This is a genomic window from Microbacterium sp. oral taxon 186 str. F0373 (assembly GCF_000411455.1).
Classification (GTDB): domain Bacteria; phylum Actinomycetota; class Actinomycetes; order Actinomycetales; family Microbacteriaceae; genus Microbacterium.
Window position 1 is genome coordinate 1,738,724 of record NZ_KE150457.1, and the last position, 25,243, is coordinate 1,763,966.

Annotated in this window: 20 protein-coding genes and 1 tRNA gene; 14 read left to right on the forward strand and 7 right to left on the reverse strand. The window is 70.1% G+C overall.

All coding sequences use genetic code 11. The annotated features are described in order from the left end of the window. Positions 1-10 precede the first annotated feature (10 nt). Positions 11-568 (forward strand): hypothetical protein, encoded by a 558-nt coding sequence (locus HMPREF1529_RS08120; RefSeq protein WP_232212083.1) that lies wholly within the window; start codon positions 11-13, stop codon positions 566-568. A gap of 22 nt (positions 569-590) precedes the next feature. Here the strand turns inward: HMPREF1529_RS08120 and HMPREF1529_RS08125 are convergent, their stop codons facing one another. Continuing rightward, positions 591-1,688, reverse strand: a complete 1,098-nt coding sequence (locus tag HMPREF1529_RS08125; RefSeq protein WP_016464445.1) for an NAD(P)-binding domain-containing protein — start codon at positions 1,686-1,688, stop codon at positions 591-593. An 87-nt stretch (positions 1,689-1,775) separates the two neighbouring features. On the opposite strand from HMPREF1529_RS08125, the gene HMPREF1529_RS08130 reads away from it, so the two are divergent. The 7 genes from HMPREF1529_RS08130 to HMPREF1529_RS08160 all read left to right on the forward strand — a co-directional run bounded on the left by HMPREF1529_RS08130 (position 1,776) and on the right by HMPREF1529_RS08160 (position 10,210). After that, positions 1,776-4,070 carry a DNA polymerase III subunit gamma and tau gene (locus HMPREF1529_RS08130; protein WP_016464446.1) on the forward strand — a complete coding sequence of 765 codons (2,295 nt, stop codon included), beginning with the start codon at positions 1,776-1,778 and terminating at the stop codon, positions 4,068-4,070. A 3-nt stretch (positions 4,071-4,073) separates the two neighbouring features. Continuing rightward, complete coding sequence (recR, locus tag HMPREF1529_RS08135) at positions 4,074-4,667, forward strand: recombination mediator RecR (RefSeq protein WP_016464447.1); 594 nt, start codon at positions 4,074-4,076, stop codon at positions 4,665-4,667. A 263-nt stretch (positions 4,668-4,930) separates the two neighbouring features. After that, on the forward strand, positions 4,931-5,089 hold the full coding sequence (locus HMPREF1529_RS16085) for a hypothetical protein (RefSeq protein ID WP_198013030.1): 159 nt from the start codon (positions 4,931-4,933) through the stop codon (positions 5,087-5,089). Between the two features lie 283 nt (positions 5,090-5,372). Then, complete coding sequence (locus HMPREF1529_RS08145) at positions 5,373-6,674, forward strand: aspartate kinase (RefSeq protein ID WP_016464448.1); 1,302 nt, start codon at positions 5,373-5,375, stop codon at positions 6,672-6,674. Between the two features lie 159 nt (positions 6,675-6,833). Next, a complete protein-coding gene (locus tag HMPREF1529_RS08150) occupies positions 6,834-7,907 on the forward strand; it encodes an aspartate-semialdehyde dehydrogenase (RefSeq protein WP_016464449.1) in 1,074 nt (357 codons plus the stop codon). Between the two features lie 202 nt (positions 7,908-8,109). Beyond that, complete coding sequence (locus tag HMPREF1529_RS08155; protein WP_036282824.1) at positions 8,110-9,585, forward strand: malate:quinone oxidoreductase; 1,476 nt, start codon at positions 8,110-8,112, stop codon at positions 9,583-9,585. A 22-nt stretch (positions 9,586-9,607) separates the two neighbouring features. Then, the gene (locus HMPREF1529_RS08160; protein WP_016464451.1) at positions 9,608-10,210 is read left to right on the forward strand and encodes a thymidine kinase; all 603 of its coding nucleotides are present in this window, start codon (positions 9,608-9,610) and stop codon (positions 10,208-10,210) included. Here HMPREF1529_RS08160 and HMPREF1529_RS08165 read toward each other — a convergent pair. Then, on the reverse strand, positions 10,203-11,033 hold the full coding sequence (locus tag HMPREF1529_RS08165; protein ID WP_016464452.1) for a DUF1295 domain-containing protein: 831 nt from the start codon (positions 11,031-11,033) through the stop codon (positions 10,203-10,205). The two genes, HMPREF1529_RS08160 and HMPREF1529_RS08165, sit on opposite strands and share 8 nt — an antisense overlap. Positions 11,034-11,141: 108 nt before the next feature. Between HMPREF1529_RS08165 and HMPREF1529_RS08170 the strand changes: the two genes are divergently transcribed. Next, on the forward strand, positions 11,142-11,879 hold the full coding sequence (locus HMPREF1529_RS08170; protein WP_005051241.1) for a FadR/GntR family transcriptional regulator: 738 nt from the start codon (positions 11,142-11,144) through the stop codon (positions 11,877-11,879). Positions 11,880-11,881: 2 nt separating this feature from the next. On the opposite strand, the gene HMPREF1529_RS08175 is transcribed toward HMPREF1529_RS08170, so the two are convergent. The 4 genes from HMPREF1529_RS08175 to HMPREF1529_RS08190 all read right to left on the reverse strand — a co-directional run bounded on the left by HMPREF1529_RS08175 (position 11,882) and on the right by HMPREF1529_RS08190 (position 16,380). Continuing rightward, positions 11,882-12,646 carry an HAD-IIB family hydrolase gene (locus tag HMPREF1529_RS08175; protein ID WP_005051237.1) on the reverse strand — a complete coding sequence of 255 codons (765 nt, stop codon included), beginning with the start codon at positions 12,644-12,646 and terminating at the stop codon, positions 11,882-11,884. A 72-nt stretch (positions 12,647-12,718) separates the two neighbouring features. Continuing rightward, positions 12,719-12,792: transfer RNA gene (locus tag HMPREF1529_RS08180), tRNA-Pro, on the reverse strand. A 16-nt stretch (positions 12,793-12,808) separates the two neighbouring features. Then, positions 12,809-13,804, reverse strand: coding sequence for a metallophosphoesterase (locus tag HMPREF1529_RS08185; protein ID WP_016464453.1), 996 nt, complete (start codon positions 13,802-13,804; stop codon positions 12,809-12,811). Beyond that, positions 13,801-16,380: a transglycosylase domain-containing protein gene (locus HMPREF1529_RS08190; RefSeq protein WP_005051233.1), complete on the reverse strand. Its 2,580-nt coding sequence runs from the start codon at positions 16,378-16,380 to the stop codon at positions 13,801-13,803. Before HMPREF1529_RS08190 ends, HMPREF1529_RS08185 begins: the two co-directional genes overlap by 4 nt. Before the next feature lie 87 nt (positions 16,381-16,467). On the opposite strand from HMPREF1529_RS08190, the gene HMPREF1529_RS08195 reads away from it, so the two are divergent. The 5 genes from HMPREF1529_RS08195 (at position 16,468) to HMPREF1529_RS08215 (ending at position 23,098) form a co-directional block, all read left to right on the forward strand. Next, positions 16,468-16,686, forward strand: coding sequence for a DUF4177 domain-containing protein (locus tag HMPREF1529_RS08195; protein WP_005051231.1), 219 nt, complete (start codon positions 16,468-16,470; stop codon positions 16,684-16,686). Continuing rightward, on the forward strand, positions 16,683-17,150 hold the full coding sequence (locus HMPREF1529_RS08200; protein ID WP_005051228.1) for a RidA family protein: 468 nt from the start codon (positions 16,683-16,685) through the stop codon (positions 17,148-17,150). The genes HMPREF1529_RS08195 and HMPREF1529_RS08200 overlap by 4 nt, the downstream gene beginning before the upstream one ends. A gap of 224 nt (positions 17,151-17,374) precedes the next feature. Continuing rightward, positions 17,375-17,842: a neocarzinostatin apoprotein domain-containing protein gene (locus tag HMPREF1529_RS08205; RefSeq protein WP_016464454.1), complete on the forward strand. Its 468-nt coding sequence runs from the start codon at positions 17,375-17,377 to the stop codon at positions 17,840-17,842. 114 nt (positions 17,843-17,956) lie between these two features. Next, positions 17,957-22,699 carry an HtaA domain-containing protein gene (locus HMPREF1529_RS08210; protein ID WP_016464455.1) on the forward strand — a complete coding sequence of 1,581 codons (4,743 nt, stop codon included), beginning with the start codon at positions 17,957-17,959 and terminating at the stop codon, positions 22,697-22,699. A 27-nt stretch (positions 22,700-22,726) separates the two neighbouring features. Next, on the forward strand, positions 22,727-23,098 hold the full coding sequence (locus HMPREF1529_RS08215; RefSeq protein ID WP_016464456.1) for a PLD nuclease N-terminal domain-containing protein: 372 nt from the start codon (positions 22,727-22,729) through the stop codon (positions 23,096-23,098). 18 nt (positions 23,099-23,116) lie between these two features. Here HMPREF1529_RS08215 and acs read toward each other — a convergent pair whose 3' ends face one another. Next, complete coding sequence (gene acs / locus HMPREF1529_RS08220; RefSeq protein ID WP_016464457.1) at positions 23,117-25,087, reverse strand: acetate--CoA ligase; 1,971 nt, start codon at positions 25,085-25,087, stop codon at positions 23,117-23,119. Positions 25,088-25,243: the final 156 nt, after the last annotated feature.

Here is a 25,243-nt window from a genome sequence, read left to right on the forward strand (position 1 = left end):
CCTCCATCTCGTGTCCCTCGCGCCCGCCGCCGTCGGTCTGTGCTGCCTTGCGGCCGACCGGCGGCGGGCCCGCGCGCTCGAACTGTCCGCCGCGGTGATCATGATGGCGGCGATGGCCGACACCGCGATCGGGCAGGTCGTCTCGCCCGTGTGGTGGTGCGCGGTGCTGCTGCTGACGGCCATCGTCCTCGGAGCGGTGCGCGGCCGCGCCCGCGGCCCCGTCGGGATGCCGATGGCCGCCGCACCCCGTCGCGCGGTCACCGCCGTCGCCGGTGCCGGCGGAGGCCTCGGCGGTGCCGCGATGGGGGCGCACGCCGCGAGCGGCCTCGTCGTGATGGCGGCGCTGCTGCTTGCCATGACGGGAACGGGCGGAGCCGGTGCGCCGGCGGGCCACCACCACGGGACCGGGGTCGTGGGGCTCGGCGTCATCGCTGCCGTGCTGGCGGCCGCCTATGTCGCCGGATCGATCGCCGTGGCGATGCGTTCACCTTCGCGACTGGACCGCGCGCAGTACGGCGCGATGGCGGCGTCGGTCGCGTTGATGGCCCTCGAGCCCCTGCTCGCGTAGCGCCCGGGGCGGGTGGCACCTCTCAGCCGCGCTCGGCCACGATCGCCCGTACGGCGTCGCGGCCGGCGCGGATGGCGCCGACGGTGGACTGCGACGGGCCATAGCCGATGAGGAACAGCCGCGGCTCGTCGAGGGAGCGGCCGTTCGCGACGCGGATCCCGCCGGCGGGCGTGCGCAGCCCGAGGGGCGCGAGGTGGGCGATGTCGGCACGGAAGCCGGTCGCCCACAGGATGACGTCCGCGGGCTCGAACGAGCCGTCCGGCATCCGCACGCCGTGCTCCTCGATGCGCTCGAACATCGGATGGCGCACCAGAACGCCCCGCTCCTGCGCCGTGCGCGCCCAGGGCGTCCAGTGCTGTCCCGTCACCGAGATCACGCTGCCGGGCGCCTCGCCGCGGCGCACGCGCTCCTCGACCCCCGCGATCGCGGCGACCCGCGCCGCGGTGTCGAACTCCGCGGCATCCCACCGCACCTCCGTGCGCGTCACCCAGAAGGTGTCGGTCACCCGGGAGATCTCCTCGAGCAGCTGCACGGCCGAGATCCCGGCGCCGACGATCACGACGCGGCGCCCGGCGAACTCCGCCGCCGACACGTAGTCGTGCACGTGCAGCTGGCGTCCCGTGAACGTCTCCTGCCCCGGATAGTGGGGCCAGAACGGGCGGCGCCAGGTTCCGGTGGCATTGATGACGTGGCCCGCGAGCCAGACGCCGTGATCGGTCTCGACCCGCAGCGCACCGTGCGGATCGTCGTCGGCCCGGCGAACGGCGACGACGACGACGGGACGTCGTACGCGCAGGTCGAACCGGCTCTCGAAGTCGGCGAAGTAGGCCGGGAGCACGTCGACGCTCGCGGACGCCGGATCGGCCGGCGGGACGGGGAATCCGGGCAGTTCGTGGATGCCGTTGACGGTCGCCATGCGCAGCGAGCGCCAGCGATGCTGCCATGCGCCGCCCGGAGCCGTCTCCGCGTCGAGGACGACGAAGGTCGGCGCGCCGGCCACGCTCGGGTCGTCGGCGGGGACGAATCCGCGGCGACGCAGGTGGTACGCGGCCGACAGTCCGGCCTGCCCGGCGCCGATGACGAGCACGTCGACCGTCCGGGGAGGGGTGGCGGCGTGCATGCCGATCACAACGCGGCGGCGGCGCCGTTGTTCCCGTGCGCCGCGCTTCTCGTGCCGCATGTCGGGGGCACGCCGTAGTCTGTTCTGGTGACCACCGCCCTGTACCGCCGCTATCGTCCCGAGACGTTCGGCGAGATGATCGGGCAGGCGCAGGTCACCGAACCGCTCATGACGGCGTTGCGCAGCGATCGTGTCGGCCACGCCTACCTCTTCAGCGGTCCTCGCGGCTGTGGCAAGACGACGTCGGCCCGCATCCTCGCGCGCTGCTTGAACTGCGCTGCCGGTCCGACCGACACGCCCTGCGGCGTCTGCGATAGCTGTGTCGAGCTCAGCCGCGGCGGCGGGGGTTCGCTCGACGTGGTCGAGATCGACGCGGCATCCCACAACGGCGTCGACGACGCCCGCGATCTGCGCGAGCGCGCGATCTTCGCCCCCGCGCGCGACCGCTTCAAGATCTTCATCCTGGATGAAGCGCACATGGTGACGGCTCAGGGGTTCAACGCGCTGCTCAAGCTCGTCGAAGAGCCCCCCGAGCACGTGAAGTTCATCTTCGCGACCACCGAGCCCGAGAAGGTCATCGGCACGATCCGCTCGCGCACCCACCACTATCCGTTCCGCCTCGTCGCCCCCGCGGCGATGCTCGAGTACGTCGAACAGCTCTGCGTCCAGGAAGGGGTGCAGACCGAGGCCGGTGTTCTCCCGCTGGTGGTGCGGGCCGGCGGCGGGTCGCCCCGCGACACGCTGTCGCTACTCGATCAGCTCATCGCCGGCTCCGATCCGGTCGACGGCGAGAAGGGCGCGACCGTGCGATACGAGCGCGCCGTCGCGCTGCTCGGGTACACCCATGGGGCGCTGCTCGACGAAGTGGTCACGGCTTTCGCGGCGCACGACGCCGCCGCGGCGTTCGCCGCGATCGATCGGGTCGTGCAGACCGGACAGGATCCCCGGCGGTTCGTCGACGACCTCCTCGAGCGGTTGCGCGACCTCATCATCGTGGCCGCCACGGGCGAGGGCGCCGGAGCGGTGCTGCGCGGCATCCCCGCCGACGAGCTCGAGAGGATGGGCCGTCAGGCCTCGGCGTTCGGCACCGATCGCCTTTCCCGCATCGCCGACCTCGTCGTCGGCACCCTCGACGACATGAGCGGGGCGACCTCTCCCCGTCTGCAGCTCGAGCTGCTCGTGGCGCGAGTGCTCGCGCACACCGCCCCGGCTGTCGCTGCTCCCGCCCCGGTCGTTGCCGCCCCCGCCCCGGCTGTCGCTGCTCCCGCCCCGGCTGTCGCTGCTCCCGCCCCGGTCGTTGCCGCCCCCGCCCCGGCTGTCGCTGCTCCCGCCCCGGCTGTCGCTGCTCCCGCCCCGGTCGTTGCCGCCCCCGCCGCGCCCGCCCCCGAGGCGCCGACGACTCCGGTCATTGAGCGAGCGAGCGCAGCGAGCGAGTCGAAACGCCCGGACCCCGCGCCGGCTGTCGTCGATCCCGAGCCCACGCCCGCATCGCCCGCGTCCGCCCCGGTCGCGCCGAGCGGTCCGGTCACCCTCGCGCAGGTTCGTGACGCGTGGCCCGAGATCCTCCAGCGCCTCGAGCCGGTGAGCCGGTCGTCGTGGATGATCGCCGTCGATGCCACCCCGGTCGCGTTCGCCGACGACGTGCTGACGTTGAGCTTCCGCACGCAGGCGGATGTCGCCGCGTTCAAGAAGCTCGCGGCCGGCAAGGGCCCCAGCGAAGACCTGCGCGGTGCGATCCGCGACGTTCTCGGCATCCGTGTGAAGTACGTGGCGCGTTTCGATGCCGATGCGGCCGCGGGTCCGTCGGCCTCGGGCGGTGCGGCGGCGTCGGACGACGGGCGGCGCACCGACGACGGCCCCTCCGGGTCTGCTCGCGCCGGCGGCGGCGAGCGGCCGCGGTCGACGCCTACCGTCGCGTCCTCCGCAGCCGCTCCGGTGACGGAGTGGGCGGTGGCGCGGATTCCGAGCGACCCCGCGCCGCGCGCTTCGGCGCCGAACGATCCTGCTCCGGGTGCACCGGCGGCATCTGCACTCCTCGCCCCTGCTCCGGCGGCGGTCGGGCTGGCGGTCGACGACGAGCCCGAGGACGCCACCGCCGAGACGGTGCGCACGCTGACGATCCCCCGGGACGGCGCCGTTCTGCCCGCCTCGGTGGAGTACACGCACACCGACGACGACGCTCCCGACGAAGAGGAGTTCCCGCCGCCGCTCGAGGACGCTCCGCTGCCGCCGCGCGCTCCCGTCGCGGTCGAACGCCCTGCGCCGCCCCGCGTGCCCCGTCCCGGTGGCATCGAGCGCGTCGGTGAGGCCGTCGTGCGGCAGGTGCTGGGGGCCGCATTCGTGCGCGAAGAGCCGTACACGCCCCCGACGAGGTTCAACTAAGCCATGTACGACGGCATCGTCCAAGACCTCATCGACGAGTTCGGCCGCCTTCCCGGCATCGGGCCGAAGTCCGCGCAGCGCATCGCGTTCCACATCCTTCAGACGCCGACGTTCGATGTCGCGCGGCTGTCGCAGCTGCTCGGCGAGCTGCGCGAGCGCGTGCGCTTCTGCGAGATCTGCGGCAACGTGAGCGAGCAGGAGCGGTGTGCGATCTGTCGCGACCCCCGCCGCGATCAGACCTTCATCTGCGTGGTCGAGGATGCCAAGGATGTCTCGGCCATCGAGCGGACGCGGGAGTTCCGGGGGCTCTACCACGTGCTCGGCGGTGCCATCAGCCCGATCGCCGGCATCGGGCCCGACGACCTGCGCATCACGCAGCTGATGCAGCGCCTCGCCGACGGCACGGTGCAGGAAGTCATCCTCGCGACCAACCCGAACCTCGAAGGCGAGGCCACCGCGACCTACCTCAGCCGGCTGCTGCACACCCTCGAGATCCGCGTGACGCGGCTGGCGTCCGGTCTTCCGGTCGGCGGCGACCTCGAGTACGCCGACGAAGTCACCCTCGGTCGCGCCTTCGAGGGGCGCCGGAGCATCTGACCGCGGCGCCGACGAACCGGCCCGCCGCACCCTCGCCCTGCCGACGGTGGGTGTCGGCCACCTGAGGCGCTACTCCTCGTCCGCCAGATCGACAAATCGACGTTGCTGCGCATCCTCAACCGCATCCACGCGCTGGTGCCCTCGGCATCCCTCGCCGGTCAGGTGCTGCCGGACCACGACGACGTCTACGACGCCGGACACCGTCTCGTGGACGCCCGCAAGAAGGTCGGCGTGGTCTTCCAGAGCCCAATCCTCTCCCCGCGTTGTCGATCTGCGACAACGTCGTTGCGGGGCTCAAGCTCGCCGGCATCCGATCCAGCCGCAGCGAGAAGGACGAGCTCGTCGAGACGTGCCTCACCAAGGCCGGGCTCTGGCGCGAGCTCAAGGGCTGCCTGCGCGCGCCCGGCGGCGTGTGCTGCTGATGGACGCGCCGCGCTCGGCGCTGGACCCGACCTCCACGCGCGTCATCGAGAAGACGATGACCGAGCTTGCGAGGCGGCAGTCACGAACTCCGCAGAAGATCACGTACTCCGCATCCCACGCGTCGTTGGGCTGCGGAGTTCGCGGCATTCTGCGGAGTTCGTGCGCAGGCGCTGCACGCCGGGGCCGTCGTCACATGGCTCGGGGAGCATGCGCCGATCCCTAGGATGGGGAGGTGGGCGCGGCATCCGAGTGCCCGTCGACATGTCTTCAGGAGTTCCACACGTGGCGCTGATCGTCCAGAAGTACGGCGGCTCGTCCGTCGCCGACGCCGAGAGCATCAAGCGGGTCGCCAAGCGCATCGTCGACGCGCGCCGCGCCGGGCACGACGTCGTCGTGGCGGTGAGCGCGATGGGCGACACGACCGACGAGCTGATCGACCTCGCCTCGCAGGTCGCACCGATCCCCGCACCCCGCGAGCTCGACATCCTGCTGAGCTCCGGCGAGCGCATCTCGATGGCGCTGCTGGCGATGGCGATCCACTCGATGGGCTTCGAGGCGCGTTCGTTCACCGGCAGCCAGGCGGGCATGATCACCACCGCCGATCACGGCTCGGCTCGCATCGTCGACGTGACCCCGGTGCGCCTGCGCGAGGCGCTCGACGAGGGAGCCATCGTCATCGTCGCCGGCTTCCAGGGCTTCAACCGCGACACCCGCGACATCACCACGCTCGGCCGCGGCGGCTCCGACACGACCGCCGTCGCGCTCGCCGCGGCGCTCGACGCCGACGTCTGCGAGATCTACAGCGACGTCGACGGCATCTTCACCGCCGACCCCCGCGTCGTGCCGAAGGCCCGCAAGCTCGATGTCATCTCCGCGGAGGAGATGCTCGAGCTCGCCGCCAACGGTGCCAAGGTGCTGTACATCCGCGCCGTCGAGTACGCGCGTCGCCACGGCGTGATGATCAACGCCCGCTCGACGTTCAGCTCCGGACGAGGCACGTTCGTGCTCGGCCCGGGCATGAGCGTTCCCGATAGCCTCGCTCCCGACAGCACAGAGGAGTCCTCCATGGAAGAGCCCATCGTCGCCGGTGTCGCCACCGACCTCGGCCAGGCCAAGATCACGGTCATCGGCGTGCCCGACGTTCCCGGCAAGGCGGCGGAGATCTTCACCGTCATCGCCAAGTCGGGCGCCAACGTCGACATGATCGTCCAGAACGTGTCGGGAGCAGCGACCGGTCGCACCGACATCTCCTTCACGCTGCCCAAGTCGGATGCCGCGACCGCCCTGCGGGCGCTTGCCGCCGAGCAGGCGGGCATCGGCTTCGAGAGCCTCGTGCACGACGATCAGATCGGCAAGCTGTCCGTCGTCGGCGCCGGCATGCGCACCCACTCCGGTGTGTCCGCGACGCTGTTCGAGGCGTTGTCGACGGCGGGGGTGAACATCGAGATGATCTCGACGTCCGAGATCCGCATCTCGGTCGTGCTCCGCGGTGACGAACTCGCTCAGGCCGCCCGCGTGGTCCACACCGCCTTCGGGCTCGACAGCGACACCGAGGCCACGGTCTACGCCGGCACCGGTCGCTGACCTCCTCTCGCCGTCGTCGCCTCTCGCCCGCCGCTGCCGCGCGCAGGCGATCGGCCCAACAGAGGCGGATCTGGCAGGGATCTGCCTGACGTCGGCGGTTCGCCTGTTTCCGGCCGGCGATAGAATCACTCAACCCCTCTCACGCTGCAAGGATCCCTCATGACCCGCATCTCTGACTCAGGACTCTCTGTCGCCGTCGTCGGCGCCACCGGACAGGTCGGCACGGTCATGCGCGAGATTCTCGCGGAGCGTGCGTTCCCGATCCGCGAGCTGCGCCTGTTCGCGACGGCCCGTTCGGCGGGCACGGCGGTCGAGTTCGGCGGACAGACGGTCATCATCGAGGACGTCGCCACCGCCGACCCGGCGGGCATCGACATCGCGCTGTTCAGCGCCGGCGCCACCGGCTCCCGCGCGCACGCCCCGCGCTTCGCCGAGGCCGGTGCCGTCGTCATCGACAACTCCAGCGCGTGGCGCATGGACCCCGAGGTTCCGCTCGTGGTGAGCGAGGTCAACCCGCACGCGACGGTGAACCCGCCGAAGGGCATCATCGCCAACCCGAACTGCACGACGATGGCGGCCATGCCCGTGCTCAAGCCGCTGGATGCCGCGGCCGGCCTCGAGCGCCTGATCGTCAGCACCTACCAGGCCGTCTCGGGCTCGGGTCTGGCGGGGGCGCAGGAGCTCCTCGGCCAGGTCGAGGGCGTGCTGGCCCAGGGACACACGCTCGACCTCGTCCATGACGGGTCGGCCGTCGACTTCCCGCAGCCGGAGAAGTACGTCGCGCCCATCGCGTTCGACGTGATCCCGTTCGCGGGAAACCTCGTCGACGACGGCGACAACGAGACCGACGAGGAGAAGAAGCTCCGCAACGAGAGCCGCAAGATCCTCGAGCTGCCCGACCTTCGCGTCGCCGGCACGTGCGTGCGCGTTCCCGTCTTCACCGGCCATTCGCTGTCGATCCACGCGGAGTTCCGCGACGACATCACGCCCGAGCAGGCGCGCGAGATCCTGGCATCCGCTCCCGGCGTCGTGCTCGAGGAGGTGCCGACGCCGCTGCAGGCGGCCGGCAACGACCCCAGCTACGTCGGCCGCATCCGCGCCGACCAGTCCGCCCCCGAGGGCAAGGGTCTCGTGCTGTTCATCAGCAACGACAACCTGCGCAAGGGCGCCGCGCTCAACGCCGTGCAGATCGCCGAGATCGTCGCGGCGCGTCTGGCCGCCCCCGCCGCCTGACGGCGGTCCGAGCACCGCCCACCGCGAGACCGCCTGACTGCGAGACACGGTCCGCGCACCGAAGAACCGTCGGACGGCGCGTGTCTCGGTGCGGAACTCGCTTCTCGCGGAGTTGAGCGGGGTGAAAGAACCGCAAGAGTTGACGGCGGGGGATGCCGCGAGTCGCGGAGGCCGGAGAAAACGGCGCCTAGACTGGGTGATTGTGAGTGAACCCGTCGACGTCGTCCTGATCGGCGGTGGCATCATGAGTGCCACCCTCGGAACCCTGCTGAAGCAGCTGCAGCCGGACTGGAAGATCGTGGTGCTCGAGCGCCTCAGCGACGTCGCCGAGGAGTCCTCGAACGCCTGGAACAATGCCGGCACGGGGCACGCGGCGCTCTGTGAGCTCAACTACATGCCCGAGGCCAAGGACGGCTCCGTCGACCCCGCTAAGGCGATCTCGATCAACGAGCAGTTCCAGCAGAGCCGCCAGCTCTGGGCGAGCCTCATCGAACGCGGCATCCTCGATGCGCCGTCCACCTTCATCAACGCGACCCCGCACATGACGTTCGTGCGCGGGGAGAAGGACGTCGCCTACCTCAAGAAGCGCTACGAGGCGCTGCGCACGCAGCCGCTGTTCGAGGGCATCGAGTATTCCGAGGACTCCCGCGTCATCAACCAGTGGGCGCCGCTGCTCATGCAGAAGCGCAAGAAGTCCGACGAGCCTTTCGCGGCCACGCGGGTGCCCGCCGGCACCGATGTGGATTTCGGCGCGCTCACGCGACAGCTGTTCTCTCACCTCGCCGACCAGGGCGTCGACGTCGTCACCAATCGTGAGGTGCGAAAGCTCCGCAAGAACGCCGACGGCACATGGAACGTGTCTTATCGTCACACGCTCGGGCGCACCCCGGGGAGCCTGTCGGCGCGTTTCGTGTTCGTGGGAGCGGGCGGCTGGGCGATCAAGCTGCTGCAGTCCTCGCGCATTCCGGAGATCTCCGGATACGGCGTCTTCCCCATCGGCGGGCAGTGGCTGAAGACCTCCAATCCGGCCGTCGTCGCGCAGCACAAGGCCAAGGTGTACTCGCAGGCCTCGGTGGGGGCGCCGCCCATGTCGGTGCCGCACCTCGACACCCGCGTGGTCGACGGCGAGACGTCGTTGCTGTTCGGGCCGTTCGCGACGTTCAGCCCCAAGTTCTTGAAGAACGGCCGTATCACGGACATCGTCGCGCAGGTGCGTCCGGGCAACATCGGTCCGATGCTGAAGGTCGCCGTCGACAATCCGGGGCTGATCAAGTACCTCGTCAGCGAACTGCTCAAGAGCCACAAGCGCAAGGTCGACTCGCTTCGCGAGTTCATGCCCACCGCGAAGGCGGAGGACTGGGAGCTGCTGCAGGCCGGCCAGCGTGCACAGGTCATGAAGAAGGATCCGCAGAAGGGTGGCGTCCTGCAGTTCGGCACCGAGGTCGTCACCTCCGCCGACGGATCGATCGCCGGTCTGCTGGGAGCCTCCCCGGGCGCCTCGACGGCGGCATCCATCATGCTGGGCCTGTTGAAGACGTGTTTCCCCGACCGTATCTCCGCCTGGGAGCCCGAACTGAAGGCGCTCATCCCGAGCTACGGGTCGACCCTCAACGGCAACCCCGCCGCCGCGGACGCGTCGCTCGACGCCACGGCCGGCGTGCTTGGCATCAACCGCTGAGCCGGATCGGGGCGGCACGCGCATGGCGAAGCTGTACTTCCGCTACGGAGCGATGAACTCCGGCAAGTCGACGGCTCTGCTGCAGGCGGCCTTCAACTACGAAGAGCGCGGGCAGCACGTTCTGCTGGCCAAGCCCGAGATCGACACGAAGGGCGCCGATCAGATCTCCAGCCGACTCGGCGTGGAGCGCCAGGTCGACTTCCTCATCGCTCCGGATGCCGATCTGCGCGCCCTCGTCGTAGAGCACGCAGCTCGTTACGACGGACGGGTGGCATGTCTTCTCATCGACGAGGCGCAGTTTCTCACACCGGCCCAGGTCGACGACCTGCTGCGGATCGTCGTCGATGACGGCATCCCCGCCCTCGCGTACGGCATCCGCACCGACTTCCAGACGCGCGCCTTCCCCGGCTCGGCCCGGCTTCTGGAGCTCGCCCACAGCCTCGAAGAGCTCAAGACGATCTGCCGCTGTGGGCGCAAGGCGCTGTTCAATGCGCGCCTGGTCGGAGGACGATTCGTCTTCGACGGCGATCAGGTCGCCATCGACGAGCTCTCCCACGAGAAGGTCACCTACGAGTCGATGTGTGCGGAGTGCTACCTGCGCGAGTCGGACGGCCGGCTCAGCTGACGCGCGCGCCGTCTCGGCGGCGCGGCAGTGGCACCAGCATCGAGGTCGTGCGCTGATACTGCGCGTAGGCGGGGTACTTCTCGGCCGAGATCGACTCGGTGAACACGGTCGATCCCACGAACAGGAGCGTCAGCAGGATCGCGCCGACGATCGTCGGGTTGATCACGCCGCCCCACACGCCGCCTCCGGAGGCGACGGCGGCGGTGGCACCGAACGCGTAGAACGCCCACCACTGCGCCTGCTCGAAGAAGAAGTTCGGATGCCGACTGTAGGCGAACAGGCCCGTCGTGAGGAAGCCGTCCGCAGTACCGCGTGCCTTCGCCCGGTGGAAGTCCCACTGCTGCTGATCGGCGACGCTCTCGCCGAGGAGAAAACCGACGAAGAGCACGGTGATGATCACATCGGCCGCCGTCAGCGGAGCCGGATGAGTCCTCGCCATCGCCGCAGGCAGCGTGATGAGCACGAGCAGTGTCATCTGATAGAGCACGATGAACAGCAGGTTGAAGACCTGGAACAGTACAGGCGACATGCGCCCGCGCAGGATCGCCCAACGGTAGTCCTCGACGCCGGAGTAGCCGCCCTTGCGCGCGAAGTTGAAGGTCAGTCGCGCACCCCACGCGGTCACGAGGACGGCCATCAGAATCAGGCGCCCCGCGTCTGCGTCGTCCGCGACCGCGGACACCGCGAACACCCAGACGTACGCCACGGGGACGATCGACCACAGACGGTCCACCCAGGAGGTGTCCCCGCTGACGAGCGACGCCACCCAGCAGAAGGCGGACGCGACGGCGGCGAGGACGATGACGAGCAGGAGGGGGTCCATGGTCCGAGAGTAGGCCCGTGTCTCCCCGGTCCGGCGATTATTGCCGGTCCGTCGCTGGTGCGCTAGTGTGGCCTGACCATATAGGGACGACGGAATGAGAAGCCGACGATGACGGAGAACACCCCAGCCCGCGCCTGGCGCGTCGTGCTCGAGAAGATCGAGGCCGACCTGCTCAGCGGCGCCCTCGGGCCGGGCGACCGACTGCCGCCGGAGCGCGAACTCGCGGCCACCCTCGGGGTGGGGCGGTCCAGCGTCCGCGAGGCCCTGCGGGTGCTCGAGGTTATGGGTCTCATCCGGACGGCGACGGGCTCAGGCCCCACCGCGGGCGCGATCGTCACGGCGACCCCGCACGGTGGTCTCGCACAGTTGCTGCGTCTGCAGGTCGCGGCGCACGGCTTTCCCATCCCCGACGTGTATGAGACGCGGCTCCTGCTGGAGGAGTGGGCGGTCGCCCACCTGGCCGATCTCGACGAGCCCGATCTCGCCGAAGCCCGGGCGACACTCACCGCCATGGAGGACGAGCAGCTGACGGCAGACGATTTCCTCGCGCTCGACGCGCAGTTCCACCTGCGTTTGACGGATGCCGCGGGCAACCTCGTCGTCGCCGCGACGATGGCCGGTCTTCGCACGACGATCGAGAACTACATCCGCGCCGGCGCGCGTCGGATCTCCGATTGGGACGCGACCGTCGAGCGACTGCACCGCGAGCACGGTGACATCCTCGGTGCGATCGAGTCGGGCGACGCGGAGCGCGCTCGTGAGCTCGTGCGCGCCCACATCACCGCCTACTACGCGGATGCCGGCATGCCTGCCCCGTCGGCCGCCGTCGTGGCTGTCGACGGCTGACGTCAGCGACGCGGGAGCGTCGGGATGAGCTCGGTGAGGTAGGCGGCCGTGTGCTCCCAGCCGTCCACGGCCTGGCAGGTCACGCCCATTGCCAGGACGGGGTAGTCATTGCCGTGCTCGTCGAGGCGGTCGCCGACGAACAGCATGTCGTCGAGGGGGATGTCGGTGACCTCGGCGAGCTTACGCATGCCGTACGCCTTGTCGATCCCGCGGTGGGTGATGTCGACCGACGTTGAGCCGCCCGAGCGGACCTCGAGGTCGGGGATGCGCGCGGCGACCGCGTCGCGGAGCGCGTTCTTCTTCTCGCCCGTCGGGTCCCAGGCCATCTTCGCCTCCAGGGGAGCGGTCTGGCCGAGAGCGGAGAAGGTGATCTGCGAGCCGCGATCCTCGAGGATGTCGCCCCAGGGCTCGGCCTCCCAGAGGCCGAGGCGGCGCGCCTCCTCTTCGACGGCAGCCAGCGCGCGGGACTTCTCGTCATCGGTGAGCGCGTGCGCGTACACCGTGCGGACGCCGCCGTCCTCGAGCCGGTAGTACTGCGTGCCGCAGGTGGGCATGAGGTGGAAGCGGTCGAGGGTCTCGGCATCCGCTGCGGGCAGCCGCTCGACGACCTGCGACTGGAACTGCTGGAGCTGGCCGCCCGAGATGATCGCCACCTCGACGCGCGCCGCGAGCTCGAGCAGGAGCTCGCCGATGCGGGGGTCGATGGCGCTCTTCGAGGGGGCGAGCGTGTCGTCGAGATCGAAGGCGATCAGGCGGGGGGTGGTCATCGGGTGCTCCCATCCGGTGAGTGATCCGCGAAAGGCTCCGCCCGGATCTCTCCAGGCGGAGCCTCTCTGCTGTCGGGGTGACAGGATTTGAACCTGCGGCCTCTTCGTCCCGAACGAAGCGCGCTACCAAGCTGCGCCACACCCCGTGGCAACCCTCCGAGTCTACCCCGTCGATGCCCCTCGTGACGAATCGAGCAGGCCGTTGTCGTCACGCCGTGCGCGCAGCGTGAGCACCGACGCCTCCGGGCGGCATCCGAACCGCACCGGGGCATAGATCGAGTGTCCGAGCCCGGCCGAGACGTTCAGCGGCGCGCGGCGTCCGGCGGCGGTCCATGTGCTGAGACCGCGCGCCTGGTCGAGGGGGATGTCGCAGTTGGCGACCAGCGCGGAGGGGGAGAAGGGGATGCGCACCTGACCGCCGTGCGTGTGCCCGGCGAAGATGGCCTGGGCACCCAGCTCGACGAACCGGTCCAGGACGCGCTGATACGGCGCGTGCGTCACGCCGATCACGAGATCCGCATCGCGCGCGGCGTGGAAGGGGCGACCGCGTCGCGCGGCTTCGATCGCGGCGGGCAGCGCGGGCAGATCGTCCCACTCGCGATGCGCGTCACTGACCCCGAAGGTCTCCAGCCGCAGACCACCGGCCTCGACGACGGCCGCGGTGTTGTTCAGGTTCGTCCAGCCGAGCTCATCGGTGAAGTAGGCGTCCATCGCCGCCGTGTCGAGTTTCTCGACGTTGTGCGGGCCGCCCGAAGGGCCGCGGAAGTAGTTGAGAGGATTCCGGGCCGACGGTCCGCTCACGTCGTTCGAACCGTGGACGAAGACGCCCGGCACGCCGCGCAGAGGCGCGAACGCGGAACGGATGCCGCGGAGCCCGTCGGCATGGCCGAGGTTGTCTCCCGTGTTCACGACCAGATCCGGTCGGACCGCATCGGCGAGCAGAGCGATCCACTGCTGCTTTCGATGCTGCCACGGAGCCATATGGGCATCGGAGAGGTGGAGCACCGTCAGTGAGGCCGACCCGGCAGGCAGGATGTCGAGCTCGTGGCGACGGACCGTGAAGAGGAAACGTTCGATGCACGTGCCCCAGACGGCGGCGCCAGCGGCCACCGCCCCCGCCGCCGATACGGCGGCGAGGGCGGTGCGTGCCGACGTCACGGACGTCCGCCGCAGTTCTTGGCCTGGTACTGCACGGTGATCTGCGTGCCGCGGTTGACCACGGTTCCCGCGGCAGGGTCTGTTCCCGTCACGGTGCCGTTGTCATCAGCGGTGGGCGAGGCGGTGCACTGCTGGCCCACATTGCTGAAGCCCTGCGCCTTGAGGTTGGCGACCGCGTCGGCGGGCTTGCCGCTCACGGCCGGAACGGCGATGCCCTGACCGTTGCTGGGGCGGATCGTGACGGTCGTTCCGCCGGCGACCCTGCCCGCACCGGGATCCTGCTGGATGATCGTGCCCGCGGCCTCGGTTCCGTCGACCGGGTCGCCCACCGTCACCGAGAATCCGGCCGTGCTCAGCGTCTGCTGCGCCTGGCTGACGGTCATGCCGATCACCGACGGCAGATCGGTGAGCTGACGCTTGGTCAGCGCGGCATCCGGGTCGGGGAAGCGGTCGCCGCCGTACTTCGCGTTTGCGGCTCCCTGCATCGCGGGCCAGATCGAGTTGCGGATCCGCGACAGGACGTAGCCGTTCTCGGAGTGGTCGCTCAGCAGATCGGTGCCTTCGACGTTTCCGACCCAGACGACCGTCGCGACCTTGGTCGATGAGCCGTCCATCCAGGTGTGCAGGTACTCGTGGATACCGGTCTTGCCGAAGACCGGGACACCGTCGCCGATCCGGGCGCCGGAGCCGGTTCCGGTCATGACGCCCTGCAGGGTGTACGCCGCAGTAGCCGCGACCGCTTCGCTCATCGCCGGCTGGCAGGTGATCTGCGGGGTGATGTCTTTGCCCTGCGCGTCGATCGCCTTGTCGATCGCCTTCGAGGGGCACAGCGTTCCCTTCGCGGCGACAGAGGCATAGACCTGGGCCATGTCGATGGGTGCCACCGCCTGGTCGCCGAGCACGTTGTAGGCGTAGTTGGTCGTGTCCAGCGGTCCGCCGCTGCCCGTCATGACGCCCATCTTCATCGCGAGCCGGTTCGTGCTGCACACCGAGATCTTCTCCGCCATCGTGAGGAACCCGGAGTTGAGCGAGTCTCTCGTGAAGTTGTAGACCGTGCCCACGTAGCCCGAGTTGTTCTCGAAGTTTCCGATCTGGCCGTTGCCGTTGTTGCCGGCGACCACGTTCTGGATCGTCCCGTCGCACTGGTCGACCTTCTTCGGGCCGATGCGCCCGTTCAGGGTCTCGTTGACCGAGTGGCCCTGCTCGAGCCAGTTCAACAGACTGAAGATCTTGTAGGTCGAGCCCGCGGAGTGACCGCCGCCGCCGCCGTTTTCCTGACGCACGTTGTAGTTCACCTGCGTGGTGGGGGCGTTGACGGGGGCATCGTCCGTCGAGAACGGGCGGTTCTGCACCATGGAGAGGATGCGTCCGGTGCCGACCTCCACCTGCACGGCGGAGGCGCCGAGGTTCATGTAGTCCACGTACGCCGGCACGATCGAGATGGCCTTCATGCCCTCGTCCTGCAGCGTCGGGTCGAGCGTCGTGTAGATCTTCATGCCGCCGCGGCGCAGGTTCGCCGCGCGCGTGTCGTCGTCGGCGCCGAAGGCAGGGTCCTTGAGAAGGATCGTGCGCACGTACTCGCAGAAGAACTCGGCACCCGTCGCGTTCTGGCAGCCCTGGCTGCGGTTCGTGATGTTCGGCGTGATGGGCGAGGCCATCGCGTCGTCGTACTCCTGCTGCGAGATCTTGCCATTGGCAAGCATCCGGCCGAGAACGTAGTTGCGTCGATCGAGGGTCAGCGAGTAGCCATCGGCCTGACTGTTGACCGGGTTGCCGGCCTTGTCGGTCGTGGACCCCTCTGGCATGTCGATGCGGTAGACGTTGGGCGCCTGCACCATGCCGGCGATGGTCGCCGCCTGCGCGATCGTCAGATCGGCTGCCGAGACGCCGAAATAGTGCTGTGCTGCGGCGCCGATTCCGTAGACCAGGCCACCGAAGTTGGTGATGTTGAGGTAGCCCAGCAGGATCTCATCCTTGGAGTACTGCTTCTCGAGCTGGATCGCGTACCGCATCTCCTGCAGCTTGCGCTGGTATCCCTCGGCTCCCTGGTTGGCCGTCGTCGTGGCGTAGCACGCGGCGACTTCGTCGGAGTTCTGCGCCTTGCTCTCACAGTTCTGCTGCAGCACGTTCTTGACGTACTGCTGCGTGATGGAGGAGCCGCCCCGGTTCGAGCCGTTGGAGGCGTTGCCCACCAGAGCGCTCAGCGTCCCGACGAGGTCGACACCGCCGTGCGTGTAGAAGTTCTTGTCCTCGCTGGAGGTGATCGCGTCGTACATCACCGGGTTGACCTGGTCGAAGGTCACCGGAATGCGGTTCTGGTCGTAGAACTCCGCCATCAGCGCGTCGTTGCCGTTGGCGTCCTTGCGGTACATCTCGGTCGGCAGCATGAGCGGATCGATCTGGAGGAAGCCCGGCATGTTCTCGAACGAGTCGAGGGCGCTGGAAGCGGCGTAGCCGGAGACCGCGATCGCCGGAGTCACGGTAGCCGTGACGAGGATGCCGGCGATGGCGCTCAGACCGACGAGTCCCGCGATGCCACCGAGCACACCGGTGGCCGTCCGTTTGAGTTGGGGCATAGGGTTGATCGTAAGGGAGAACCCTGGGGGATCCCTCGGTGCACCGGGGCGCGCCCCCGCACGCCGCGCCGATTTCCGGGAGTTCGCATGACCACGTGGGAGTACCTCACGACCCCGCTGTTGATCCACAACACCGCCGCCATCCTCAACAACTGGGGAAAGCAGGGGTGGGAGCTCGTCCAGGTCGTCCCCGGCCCCGAAGGCGGGCTCGTGGCCTACTTCAAGCGTCCCGCCGGTGGCGGAGCGGCCAACGCCGGTCTCGGAGCGGCCGCCGTTGCCGCCCAGCAGTTCGGAGAGGAAGCATGAGCATCGCTGCCCGGCTGACTGAGCTCGGCATCGAGCTGCCCTCCGTGGTTCCTCCCGTCGCCTCCTACGTCCCCGCCGTCGTTCACGGCGATCTCGTCTACACCTCCGGGCAGTTGCCGATGGTGTCGGGAGCGCTGCCGGCCACCGGCAAGGTCGGCGAGGGGGACGGGCTGGTCGCGGCATCCGATGCGAAGAACCTCGCGCGCCAGAGCGCGCTGAACGCTCTCGCCGCGGCGGCGGCGGTCGTGGGTGACATCGAGCGCCTGACAGGCGTCGTGAAGGTGACGGGGTTCGTCGCGTCCGTTCCCGAGTTCACGGGTCAGCCCGGCGTCATCAACGGTGCCAGCGACGTGCTCGGCGAGATCTTCGGCGACGCCGGGCGCCACGCCCGCTCCGCGGTCGGCGTGCCGGTGCTGCCGCTGGACAGCCCCGTCGAGGTCGAGGTCGTCTTCTCCTTCGCCTGATCACCGCGCGATCGGCCGATCGGAGGAGATCGAGGCGATCTCGGCCTTCCTTCACTCCATGATTTAGGTTAGCCTTACCTAAGAGCTTGATGAGAGCCGGGGCGGCGACTGTTGGTAGCGGCAGCCGCCCCGGCACCTCATCGGCTCACGAGCGCCCGCACGCGTGCGGGCGTTGCACCGAGTGCCGAGAGGCACTCCAACCCTAACGATTGGAGTACACCCTCATGTCCAGCACCCTGCGAAAGCGCGCGATGGCCGCCTCGTTCGCCGGCCTCGCGCTGGCCCTCGTCGGCCTCGTCGGCGTCCCCGCGTATGCGGCGACGGGCCTCAGCCCGGCGCCGTCCGTGGATGCCGCCGGCGCACGCTACTTCATCGACGGCGACACCACGACGACCACCGTGACCGGCCTCGCCGCCAACACCGACTACTACGTCGGTCTCTGCGCGAACGCTTCCTACCTCTTCGGCATCCCCGCCTGCGCCGGCTTCCAGTCGGTGGCGACGGATGCCGCGGGCTCGCTGACCGCGACCGTCGTGCTGCAGAGCAACGGCGCGAACACGCACGCCAAGGCGCCCGGGCAGCCGGCGAGCGTGGACTGCACGGCGACGGACGCCTGCGCCATCAAGGTCGCCACCCACGGCAGCAACAAGCAGATCGTCGACGAGAGCGTCTCGTTCCGCGTCGAACAGTAGCCGACGCCCGACCTTCGCGGGTGGGGTCGATCGCTCGACCCCACCCGCCGATCCGCGCGTCGTCACGTCGTCGCGGCATCCGACAGCTTTCACACCCGACCGAGGTATTCCCGCATGTCCGCGCTCCGCCGCATCCCCGTCTTCGCCGCCGTCCTCGCCCTCATCGCCGGGCTTCTCTCCGTGCTCGCGCCCTCGCCCGCCGTCGCCGCGACGACCGACATCACCTCCGGAACCGTCCACTGGGGCGTCAAGGAGTCCTGGCGCAACTACATCGGTTCGGGTGTCATCATGACCGGCGGCGTCACCCGCGCCGACGACGGTGCTTTCGACTTCCCCGTCGCCGAGGGCGCGTTCGACGACGCCGGCAACGCGCTCACGCTCCGCCTCGCGGGCACGGTGCGGTTCGCGGCCTACTGCGACGACGCATCCGCGTTCACCGGCTGCCTGCTGGACTCGACGTTCTCGAACCTGCGTCTCGTCCTCACCGCCGAGCGCCAGGAGATCCGCGGCGACTACGACGGCATCTCCCGCGACACCCCCGGCGGCGCGATCACCCACTACGGCGATGTCGTGATCGCGACGGTCGATGCCCTCGGCGCGACGCCGACCACGGAGGGCGGCGCCACGACCTGGCCGGCCCTGCCCACGGTCGCGGGCGACGGATTCCCCCTGTACCCCGTCGGCACCACGATGGACCCGGTGTCGCTGACCTACACCGGTCCCGGCGGCGCTCCCGACCTCGGCGAGCACTGGAGCACGCCCGGTGCGCCCGCGTTCACCGCGGGTGCGACGTGGGTGGGCGCCGCCGACCCGGCCAGCCGCGACGTCCTCGTCGGTGCGCACGCCGTACACCTGGTGGAGCGCGCCGGAACGACCGCGACCAGCATCAGTGTGCGGGCCCTCGACCCCGCGACGCTCGCGCCCGTCGCCGTGACGCAGATCGCACTGGCGGCATCGGCGACATACGCGGTCGTCAACGACCCGGCATCCGACCGCGTGTTCGTCCTGACCCAGGTGCGGACGAACGTCGGCGGCGTGCGCGGCGGCGACGCGACCCTCACCGCGCTCACCCTGAGCGGGGACCACTACGACGCCGCCGTCGTCGGAACCATCACCGGCAGCGCGTACACCCTCAACGCGATGGCGTGGAACCCGGTGGCCGGTGAGGTCGCCATCGTCACCCAGACCCGAGGCACCGCGGCCGAGCGGTTCACCCTCACCCGTTCCGCCGGCGGCGACGGGGCGCTCTCGTCCGTTCCCATCGTGCTGCCCGCGTCGCTGACGACCGCGCAGCGTGCGGCCGCGCTGTTCGGCGCGAACACGGCGAAGGCGGGCGGCGCGCTCATCGCGCTCCGCGACGGCAGCTACCTCGCCGTCGGCGGCCTCGCCGACGGCAGGCCGCTGCCCGCGCGCCATCTCGTCGCGGCGTCGGGGTCGGCCGCGGTGTCGCTCGTGGACGGCAGCGTCCCGACGGTCCAGCCGTATGCCGCGGAGTGGAACCAGTACTTCGCGTACGAACTCGCGACCCGCGCCGCGGACGGGGGCGTGCTCCTGTACGGCGCCAACTGGACGGGCGTGGTCGGCTATCTCGACGTCGTCGACGGGACGCCGCGCATGCTGGCGAACGACGTGGCCCTCGGCATCCAGGGGTACGCCGATCAGGCGGGCTCCGACCCCGCCCACGGGCTCGACTACGTGCTCAGCCAGACCTCCACCGCCATCGACGTGCTGCGCGAGCACCGTCTGATCTCGAGCATCCCGATCGCCGGCTACGCCCGCGACGCGCTCAGCCGCGACGTGTTCGCCGTGCTGCCGGACGGCGCCGTCATCGTGCGGGTGACCGATGCCGCGACCTCGCGGCGCGCGATCCAGCGCCTCGATCTCGTCGGCACCGCCCCGGTCGTCACCGCCGACCCCGCGGACCGGACGCTCACGCTGCCCGCGGGCACCGCGGCGGCTCCGATCGCCTTCCAGGCCACCGGCTCCGGACAGGTGCAGTGGCAGCTGCGGCCCGCGGGGGCCACGCGCTTCAGCGACATCCCCGGCGAGACCGCGCCGCTGCTCGCTCTGAACGCCACCGTGAACACCGACGGCACCCAGGTGCGTGCCGTGTTCACGACGGCCGGTGGCCGCGTGGCCAGCGCGGTGGCGACGATCCGGGTGACGACGGCGCCGATCATCGAGGCCCAGCCGACCGCGACGAGCGTCTACGCGGGCCAGCCTTACGAGTTCTCCGTTCTGGCGACCGGGAACCCCGCGCCGACGGTGACATGGCAGCGCAGGACGGGCGACGGGTGGACGGATGTCGTCGAAGGGGTGGACGGCACGCGCCTGCGGATCGCCGCCGCCGCGGCGAGCGACGACGGCGCGGTCTACCGCGCCCGACTGACGAACAGCGTCGACACCGTCTACAGCGCGGAGGCGAGCGTCACCGTGCGCGAGCGCCCCACCGTTCCCGAGACGACCACCTACTCCGGGGTCGCCCTCGAGTGGACGGGCGCTCCGGAGTGGCAGCACCGTCCGCCGAACGGCAGCACCGCGAACTACTTCTCTGCCGGCGTCTCCGACGGCACCGCGACGACCTACCGCGCGTCCGCCGACGGCATCGAGATCCTGCAGCGGGCGTCCGACGGCGCGAGCACCGCAGCGACCTGGGACACCCGCGGGGCGCACGTCGGCGCGGGCGGGCAGGCCGCTCAGGTCATGCGGTTCACCGGCGGCACGGCGGTGATCGAGGCGGGCGGGGCCACCACCATCGCCTGGCCGGGGACGGCGAGCGTCAACTTCTACGACGGTCTCGTTCCGTTCACGCTGACCGCACCGCGGCTGGCCGTCGCGGCAGACGGTACCGGCACCCTGACCGCCGACCTGTCCGGCTACGCGGGGGACATGGCGAACCCCGACAAGCCCAAGGAGGCGGTCGCCGCGCGCCAGGGCGTGACCGTCGCGACGTTCCGCGGTGTCGTGGTCGACCCGCAGCGCGGCATCGTCGTCACCCCCGACTTCGCGGGCGTCGAGATCGATCCTCGCGGCGGGACCGCCCAGGTGCGGACGGGATCTGGATGGGGAGCGTGGCCGCAGTCGTTCGTCGACTTCCACACGACGACGCATCTGGCGGCGTACTTCTACTCCACCGGCGGATCGATGGATGCCGCGAAGCGCCCGGCACCGTTCGCGGTCGGGTTCTCGGGCGCCGGCATCCCCAGCACGCCCGTGACGCCCGAGACGCCGGTGGTGACCCCGCCGGTCGTCGCGCCGAGCGCGCCGACCACGGTCGTCGCGGCGCGCGAGGGCGCGCTGCTGTGGGGCGTGAAGAGCTCGTTCCGCAGCTACATCACCGGGCCGATCGCGAAGGGGGCCATTGCGGTGTCCGGCGGCGCGAGCGCGGAGGACGGCCTCTTCCGCTTCGGCCAGACCGCCAGCGCCCTGACCGACGGGCGCGGCACCGCCAGCTACGGCGGATCCGTCCGCTTCACCGGCCACGCCGGGGTGCTGGATCTGACGTTCTCCGATCCGCAGGTGCGGATCGACTCCGCCTCGAGCGCGGCCCTCATCGTGAGCGTCGGGGGTCGGCGCACCGAACTGGCCGCGCTCGACCTGTCGGCCGGCACGCGCAGCGACGCGGAGGGCGCGATCGCCTACTCGTCGGTGCCGGCGACCCTCACCGCGTCCGGCGCGGGCGTGTTCTCCTACGGCTCGTCGCAGTTCTACGCACCCGGCACGGCGATGGATGCCGTCACGTTCGTCGTCGGCGCGGATGCCGCCGCCGGCACCGGCGGACAGGCGCGCACGGTCGCGGCGGCCAGCGCCGTCGCCGCGTGGGCGCCACCGGCCGACCCGCCGTCCCGGACCGGGCTGACGATCGACGCGAAGTATGCCGCGGGCGTGCCCGCCGGTGGCGAGATCTCGGCGTCGGGCGCTGGGTTCGCGCCGGGCGAGACCGACATCAAAGTCGTCGTGTACTCGACGCCGGTCATCCTCGAGCAGGCGCTCACGGCCGATGCCGACGGTGTCGCGACGTGGCGCGGACTGCTGCCGGCGACGCTGTCGCCGGGGGAGCACACGCTCACGTTCCAGGGCAAGGACCTCGCGCTCGGCGCGCCGATCACGGTGTTCGCGCCCCTGCCCGTGAGCGGCTGCACCGTGCAGGATGCGTCGATCGACTGGGGGTTCAAGGAGTCGTTCCGCTCCTACATCTCCGGTTCGATCGCGCACGGCACGTGGGAGGTTTCCGACGGCGCCGCCTACACGACCCCGGTGTTCCAGTGGCGCGGCGGAACGGGCACCGCCGAGCTCACGGCCATGACCGGACAGGTCGACTTCGCCGGAACGGTGACCTTCACCGGCCACGACGGACTGCTGCGGACCACCGTCGGAAGCCCCCGCATCCGTCTCGTCGACGACGCGCACGCGCAGCTGCTGCTCGACGTGTCGGGGGTGACGATGGAGGACGCGCTCGCCGGGAGCACCGACAACGTCGTCACCGTCAGCGCTGTGCCGTTCGTCGACATCGATCTCGCACAGGCTGAGCTCACGCGCGATGGCAGCACGCTCACCGTCACGGGTGCTCCCACGGCGATCACGGCCCAGGGCTCCACGGCGTTTCCGAACTACCCCGCGGGCACCGCGTTCGACCCGATCGCCTTCTCCATCACGGTCACCGACTGCGCCGCGCAGGCGCTCCCCGGCGACGGCGAGGTCTCGGCCTCCGGCACCTCCGTGGACGCCGCGGGGTCGGCGATGCCGGTGTGGGGATGGGCGCTGATCGGCGCCGTGGCGCTGCTGTTCGCGGCCGGGGGATCGGTCGTCACCAGCGTGGTGTCGCGGCGGCGGAAGGGCGCGGAGGCGTTGCGATGACGCGCGGGCGACGACAGAGTGGATGTCATGCCGATCCTCGCTCTCCTCGTCTTCGTGATCATGGTGCTGGCGCTGATCGACGCGATCACGCGCCGTGACGACCAGGTGCGCCACCTGCCCAAGTTCGCCTGGATCGTCTTCATCGTCCTGCTGCCGCTCGTCGGCTCGATCCTCTGGTTCGCCCTCGGACGTGAGTGGGCGCCGGCGCCGGAGGCCATGAGCTTCGGCGACCCGCGACGGTGGTCGCGCGAGCCCGAGCCGGATGCCGCGCCATCCCGCCCGCGGGACACGCGCAGCACCGAGCAGCAGCTCGCGGACCTGGAGCGCGAGGAGCACGCGGCCCGGCTCGAGGCGGAGATCCGCCGTCGCCGGACCGCGCAGGAAGGCGGTGGCGACTGACCCCGTCGGCCGCCAGCGCTACTTCTTCGTGATCTTCGACTGGATCGTGGACATGACCATGGTGTCGGCCAGCGTCGTCGTGTCGCCGACCTCCCGACCCTCGGCGACGTCGCGCAGGAGCCGTCGCATGATCTTGCCCGAGCGGGTCTTGGGCAGCTCGGTCACGATGTAGACGTCGCGCGGGCGGGCGATCGGGCCGATCTGCTCGCCGACCCATCGGCGGAGGATGTCGACGATGCCGTCGACGTCGTGAGCCTTGAGGAACGACTCCTTCAGCACGCAGAACGCGACCACCGCTTGGCCAGTCGTCTCGTCGGCGGCACCGACCACCGCGGCCTCGGCGACGGCCTCGTTGCCGACGAGCGCCGACTCGATCTCCGTTGTCGACAGACGGTGCCCCGACACGTTCATCACGTCGTCGACCCGGCCGAGGAACCAGACGTCGCCGTCCTCGTCCAGGCGCGCGCCGTCACCGGCGAAGTAGAAGCCCTTGTCGTGGAACTTCTCCCAGTAGGTCTCGACGAAGCGCTCCGGATCGCCCCAGATGCCGCGCAGCATCGACGGCCAGGGCTGGGTGATGACGAGCAGCCCTCCGTTGCCGTTGCCGACGTGCGTGCCTTCATCGTCGACCACGTCGATGCCGATGCCGGGAAGCGGCACCTGAGCCGATCCCGGCTTGGTCTCGGTGACACCGGGCAGTGCGGACACCATGATCGCGCCCGTCTCGGTCTGCCACCACGTGTCGACGATGGGGGCAGTCTCGCCGCCGATGATCGATCGGTACCACATCCACGCCTCGGGGTTGATGGGCTCGCCCACCGAACCGAGCAGACGGAGCGAGGACAGATCGAACTTCTGCGGGATCTCGCGACCCAGCTTCATGAACGAGCGGATCGCCGTGGGGGCGGTGTACAGGATCGTGACGCCGTACTTCTCCACCAGTTCCCACCACCGGCCCGGATGGGGGGTGTCGGGCGTGCCTTCGTAGAGCACCTGGGTGGCGCCGTTGGCCAGCGGGCCGTAGGTGACGTAGGAGTGTCCGGTGATCCAGCCGATGTCTGCCGTGCACCAGAACACGTCGGATGCCGGGTGAAGGTCATGCACCACACGGTTCGTGAATGCCGCCTGCGTCAGATAGCCGCCCGAGGTGTGCAGAATGCCCTTGGGCTTTCCTGTCGTTCCCGAGGTGTAGAGGATGAACAGGGGGTTCTCCGCCGGGAAGGGCCGAGCCTCGTGCTCGCTGGATGCCGCGGCCACCGCCTCGTGCCACCAGATGTCGCGGCCCTCGGTCCACGAGATGTCGTTCTCGGTGCGGCGCACGACCAGCACATGCTCTACGCTCTCCTGCGGTCCGGCACCGCGGTCTCCCAGCGCCTGATCGACGGCCGGCTTGAGAGGCGATACGCGTCCCTTGCGGTAGCCGCCGTCCGCGGTGATGACGAGCTTCGCTCCCGCGTCGTCGATACGCGAGCGCAGGCTGTCGGCCGAGAAGCCCCCGAAGATCACGGAGTGGATGGCGCCGATCCGGGCGACGGCGAGCATGGCGGCAATCGCCTCGGGAATCATCGGCAGGTAGATGGCCACGCGGTCTCCCACGCCGATGCCGAGCTCTTCGAGCACGTTCGCGGTCCGCTTGACCTCCTCGGTCAGCTCCGCGTAGGTGATGCGTCGCTCGTCGCCGGGCTCGCCCTCCCACAGCAGCGCGACCCGGTCTCCGTTGCCGGCCGCGACGTGGCGATCGAGGCAGTTGTAGGCCACATTGAGCTCGCCGTCCGCGAACCACCGCGCGAAGGGCGGGTTGGTCCAGTCGAGCACCTGGGTGAACGGGGTGTGCCAGTGCAGGCTGCGAGCCTGCTCGGCCCAGAAGCCGTCGCGATCGGCATCCGCCTGCGCGTAGAGATCGGCGGTGGCGACGGCATCCGCGGCGAACTCAGGGGAGGGGGCGAACCGTCGGGTCTCATTCAGCAGGTGGTCGATCTGGCTGCTCATCTGCGCGCTCCTTTGCGGCGGTGACGGGATCGGGTCCCGGACGATTCACGAAATCTAGCGACGACTTACGACACGGCACTACCTCCGGAAGGAGGGGGCGACCTCGACGTGCAGGAGCGGTGGTTCCACCGATATATCAGCTCCGACACGCCTTTT

Bases quoted from the DNA above. Each gene is read 5' to 3' on its own strand.
- HMPREF1529_RS08215 (WP_016464456.1), top strand. From the start codon at position 22,727: ATGCCGATCCTCGCTCTCCTCGTCTTCGTGATCATGGTGCTGGCGCTG.
- HMPREF1529_RS08170 (WP_005051241.1), top strand. From the start codon at position 11,142: ATGACGGAGAACACCCCAGCCCGCGCCTGGCGCGTCGTGCTCGAGAAG.
- HMPREF1529_RS08175 (WP_005051237.1), bottom strand. From the start codon at position 12,646: ATGACCACCCCCCGCCTGATCGCCTTCGATCTCGACGACACGCTCGCC.
- HMPREF1529_RS08195 (WP_005051231.1), top strand. From the start codon at position 16,468: ATGACCACGTGGGAGTACCTCACGACCCCGCTGTTGATCCACAACACC.
- HMPREF1529_RS08160 (WP_016464451.1), top strand. From the start codon at position 9,608: ATGGCGAAGCTGTACTTCCGCTACGGAGCGATGAACTCCGGCAAGTCG.
- HMPREF1529_RS08150 (WP_016464449.1), top strand. From the start codon at position 6,834: ATGACCCGCATCTCTGACTCAGGACTCTCTGTCGCCGTCGTCGGCGCC.
- HMPREF1529_RS08125 (WP_016464445.1), bottom strand. From the start codon at position 1,688: ATGCACGCCGCCACCCCTCCCCGGACGGTCGACGTGCTCGTCATCGGC.
- HMPREF1529_RS08165 (WP_016464452.1), bottom strand. From the start codon at position 11,033: ATGGACCCCCTCCTGCTCGTCATCGTCCTCGCCGCCGTCGCGTCCGCC.
- HMPREF1529_RS08190 (WP_005051233.1), bottom strand. From the start codon at position 16,380: ATGCCCCAACTCAAACGGACGGCCACCGGTGTGCTCGGTGGCATCGCG.
- HMPREF1529_RS08200 (WP_005051228.1), top strand. From the start codon at position 16,683: ATGAGCATCGCTGCCCGGCTGACTGAGCTCGGCATCGAGCTGCCCTCC.
- HMPREF1529_RS08210 (WP_016464455.1), top strand. From the start codon at position 17,957: ATGTCCGCGCTCCGCCGCATCCCCGTCTTCGCCGCCGTCCTCGCCCTC.
- acs (WP_016464457.1), bottom strand. From the start codon at position 25,087: ATGAGCAGCCAGATCGACCACCTGCTGAATGAGACCCGACGGTTCGCC.
- recR (WP_016464447.1), top strand. From the start codon at position 4,074: ATGTACGACGGCATCGTCCAAGACCTCATCGACGAGTTCGGCCGCCTT.
- HMPREF1529_RS08205 (WP_016464454.1), top strand. From the start codon at position 17,375: ATGTCCAGCACCCTGCGAAAGCGCGCGATGGCCGCCTCGTTCGCCGGC.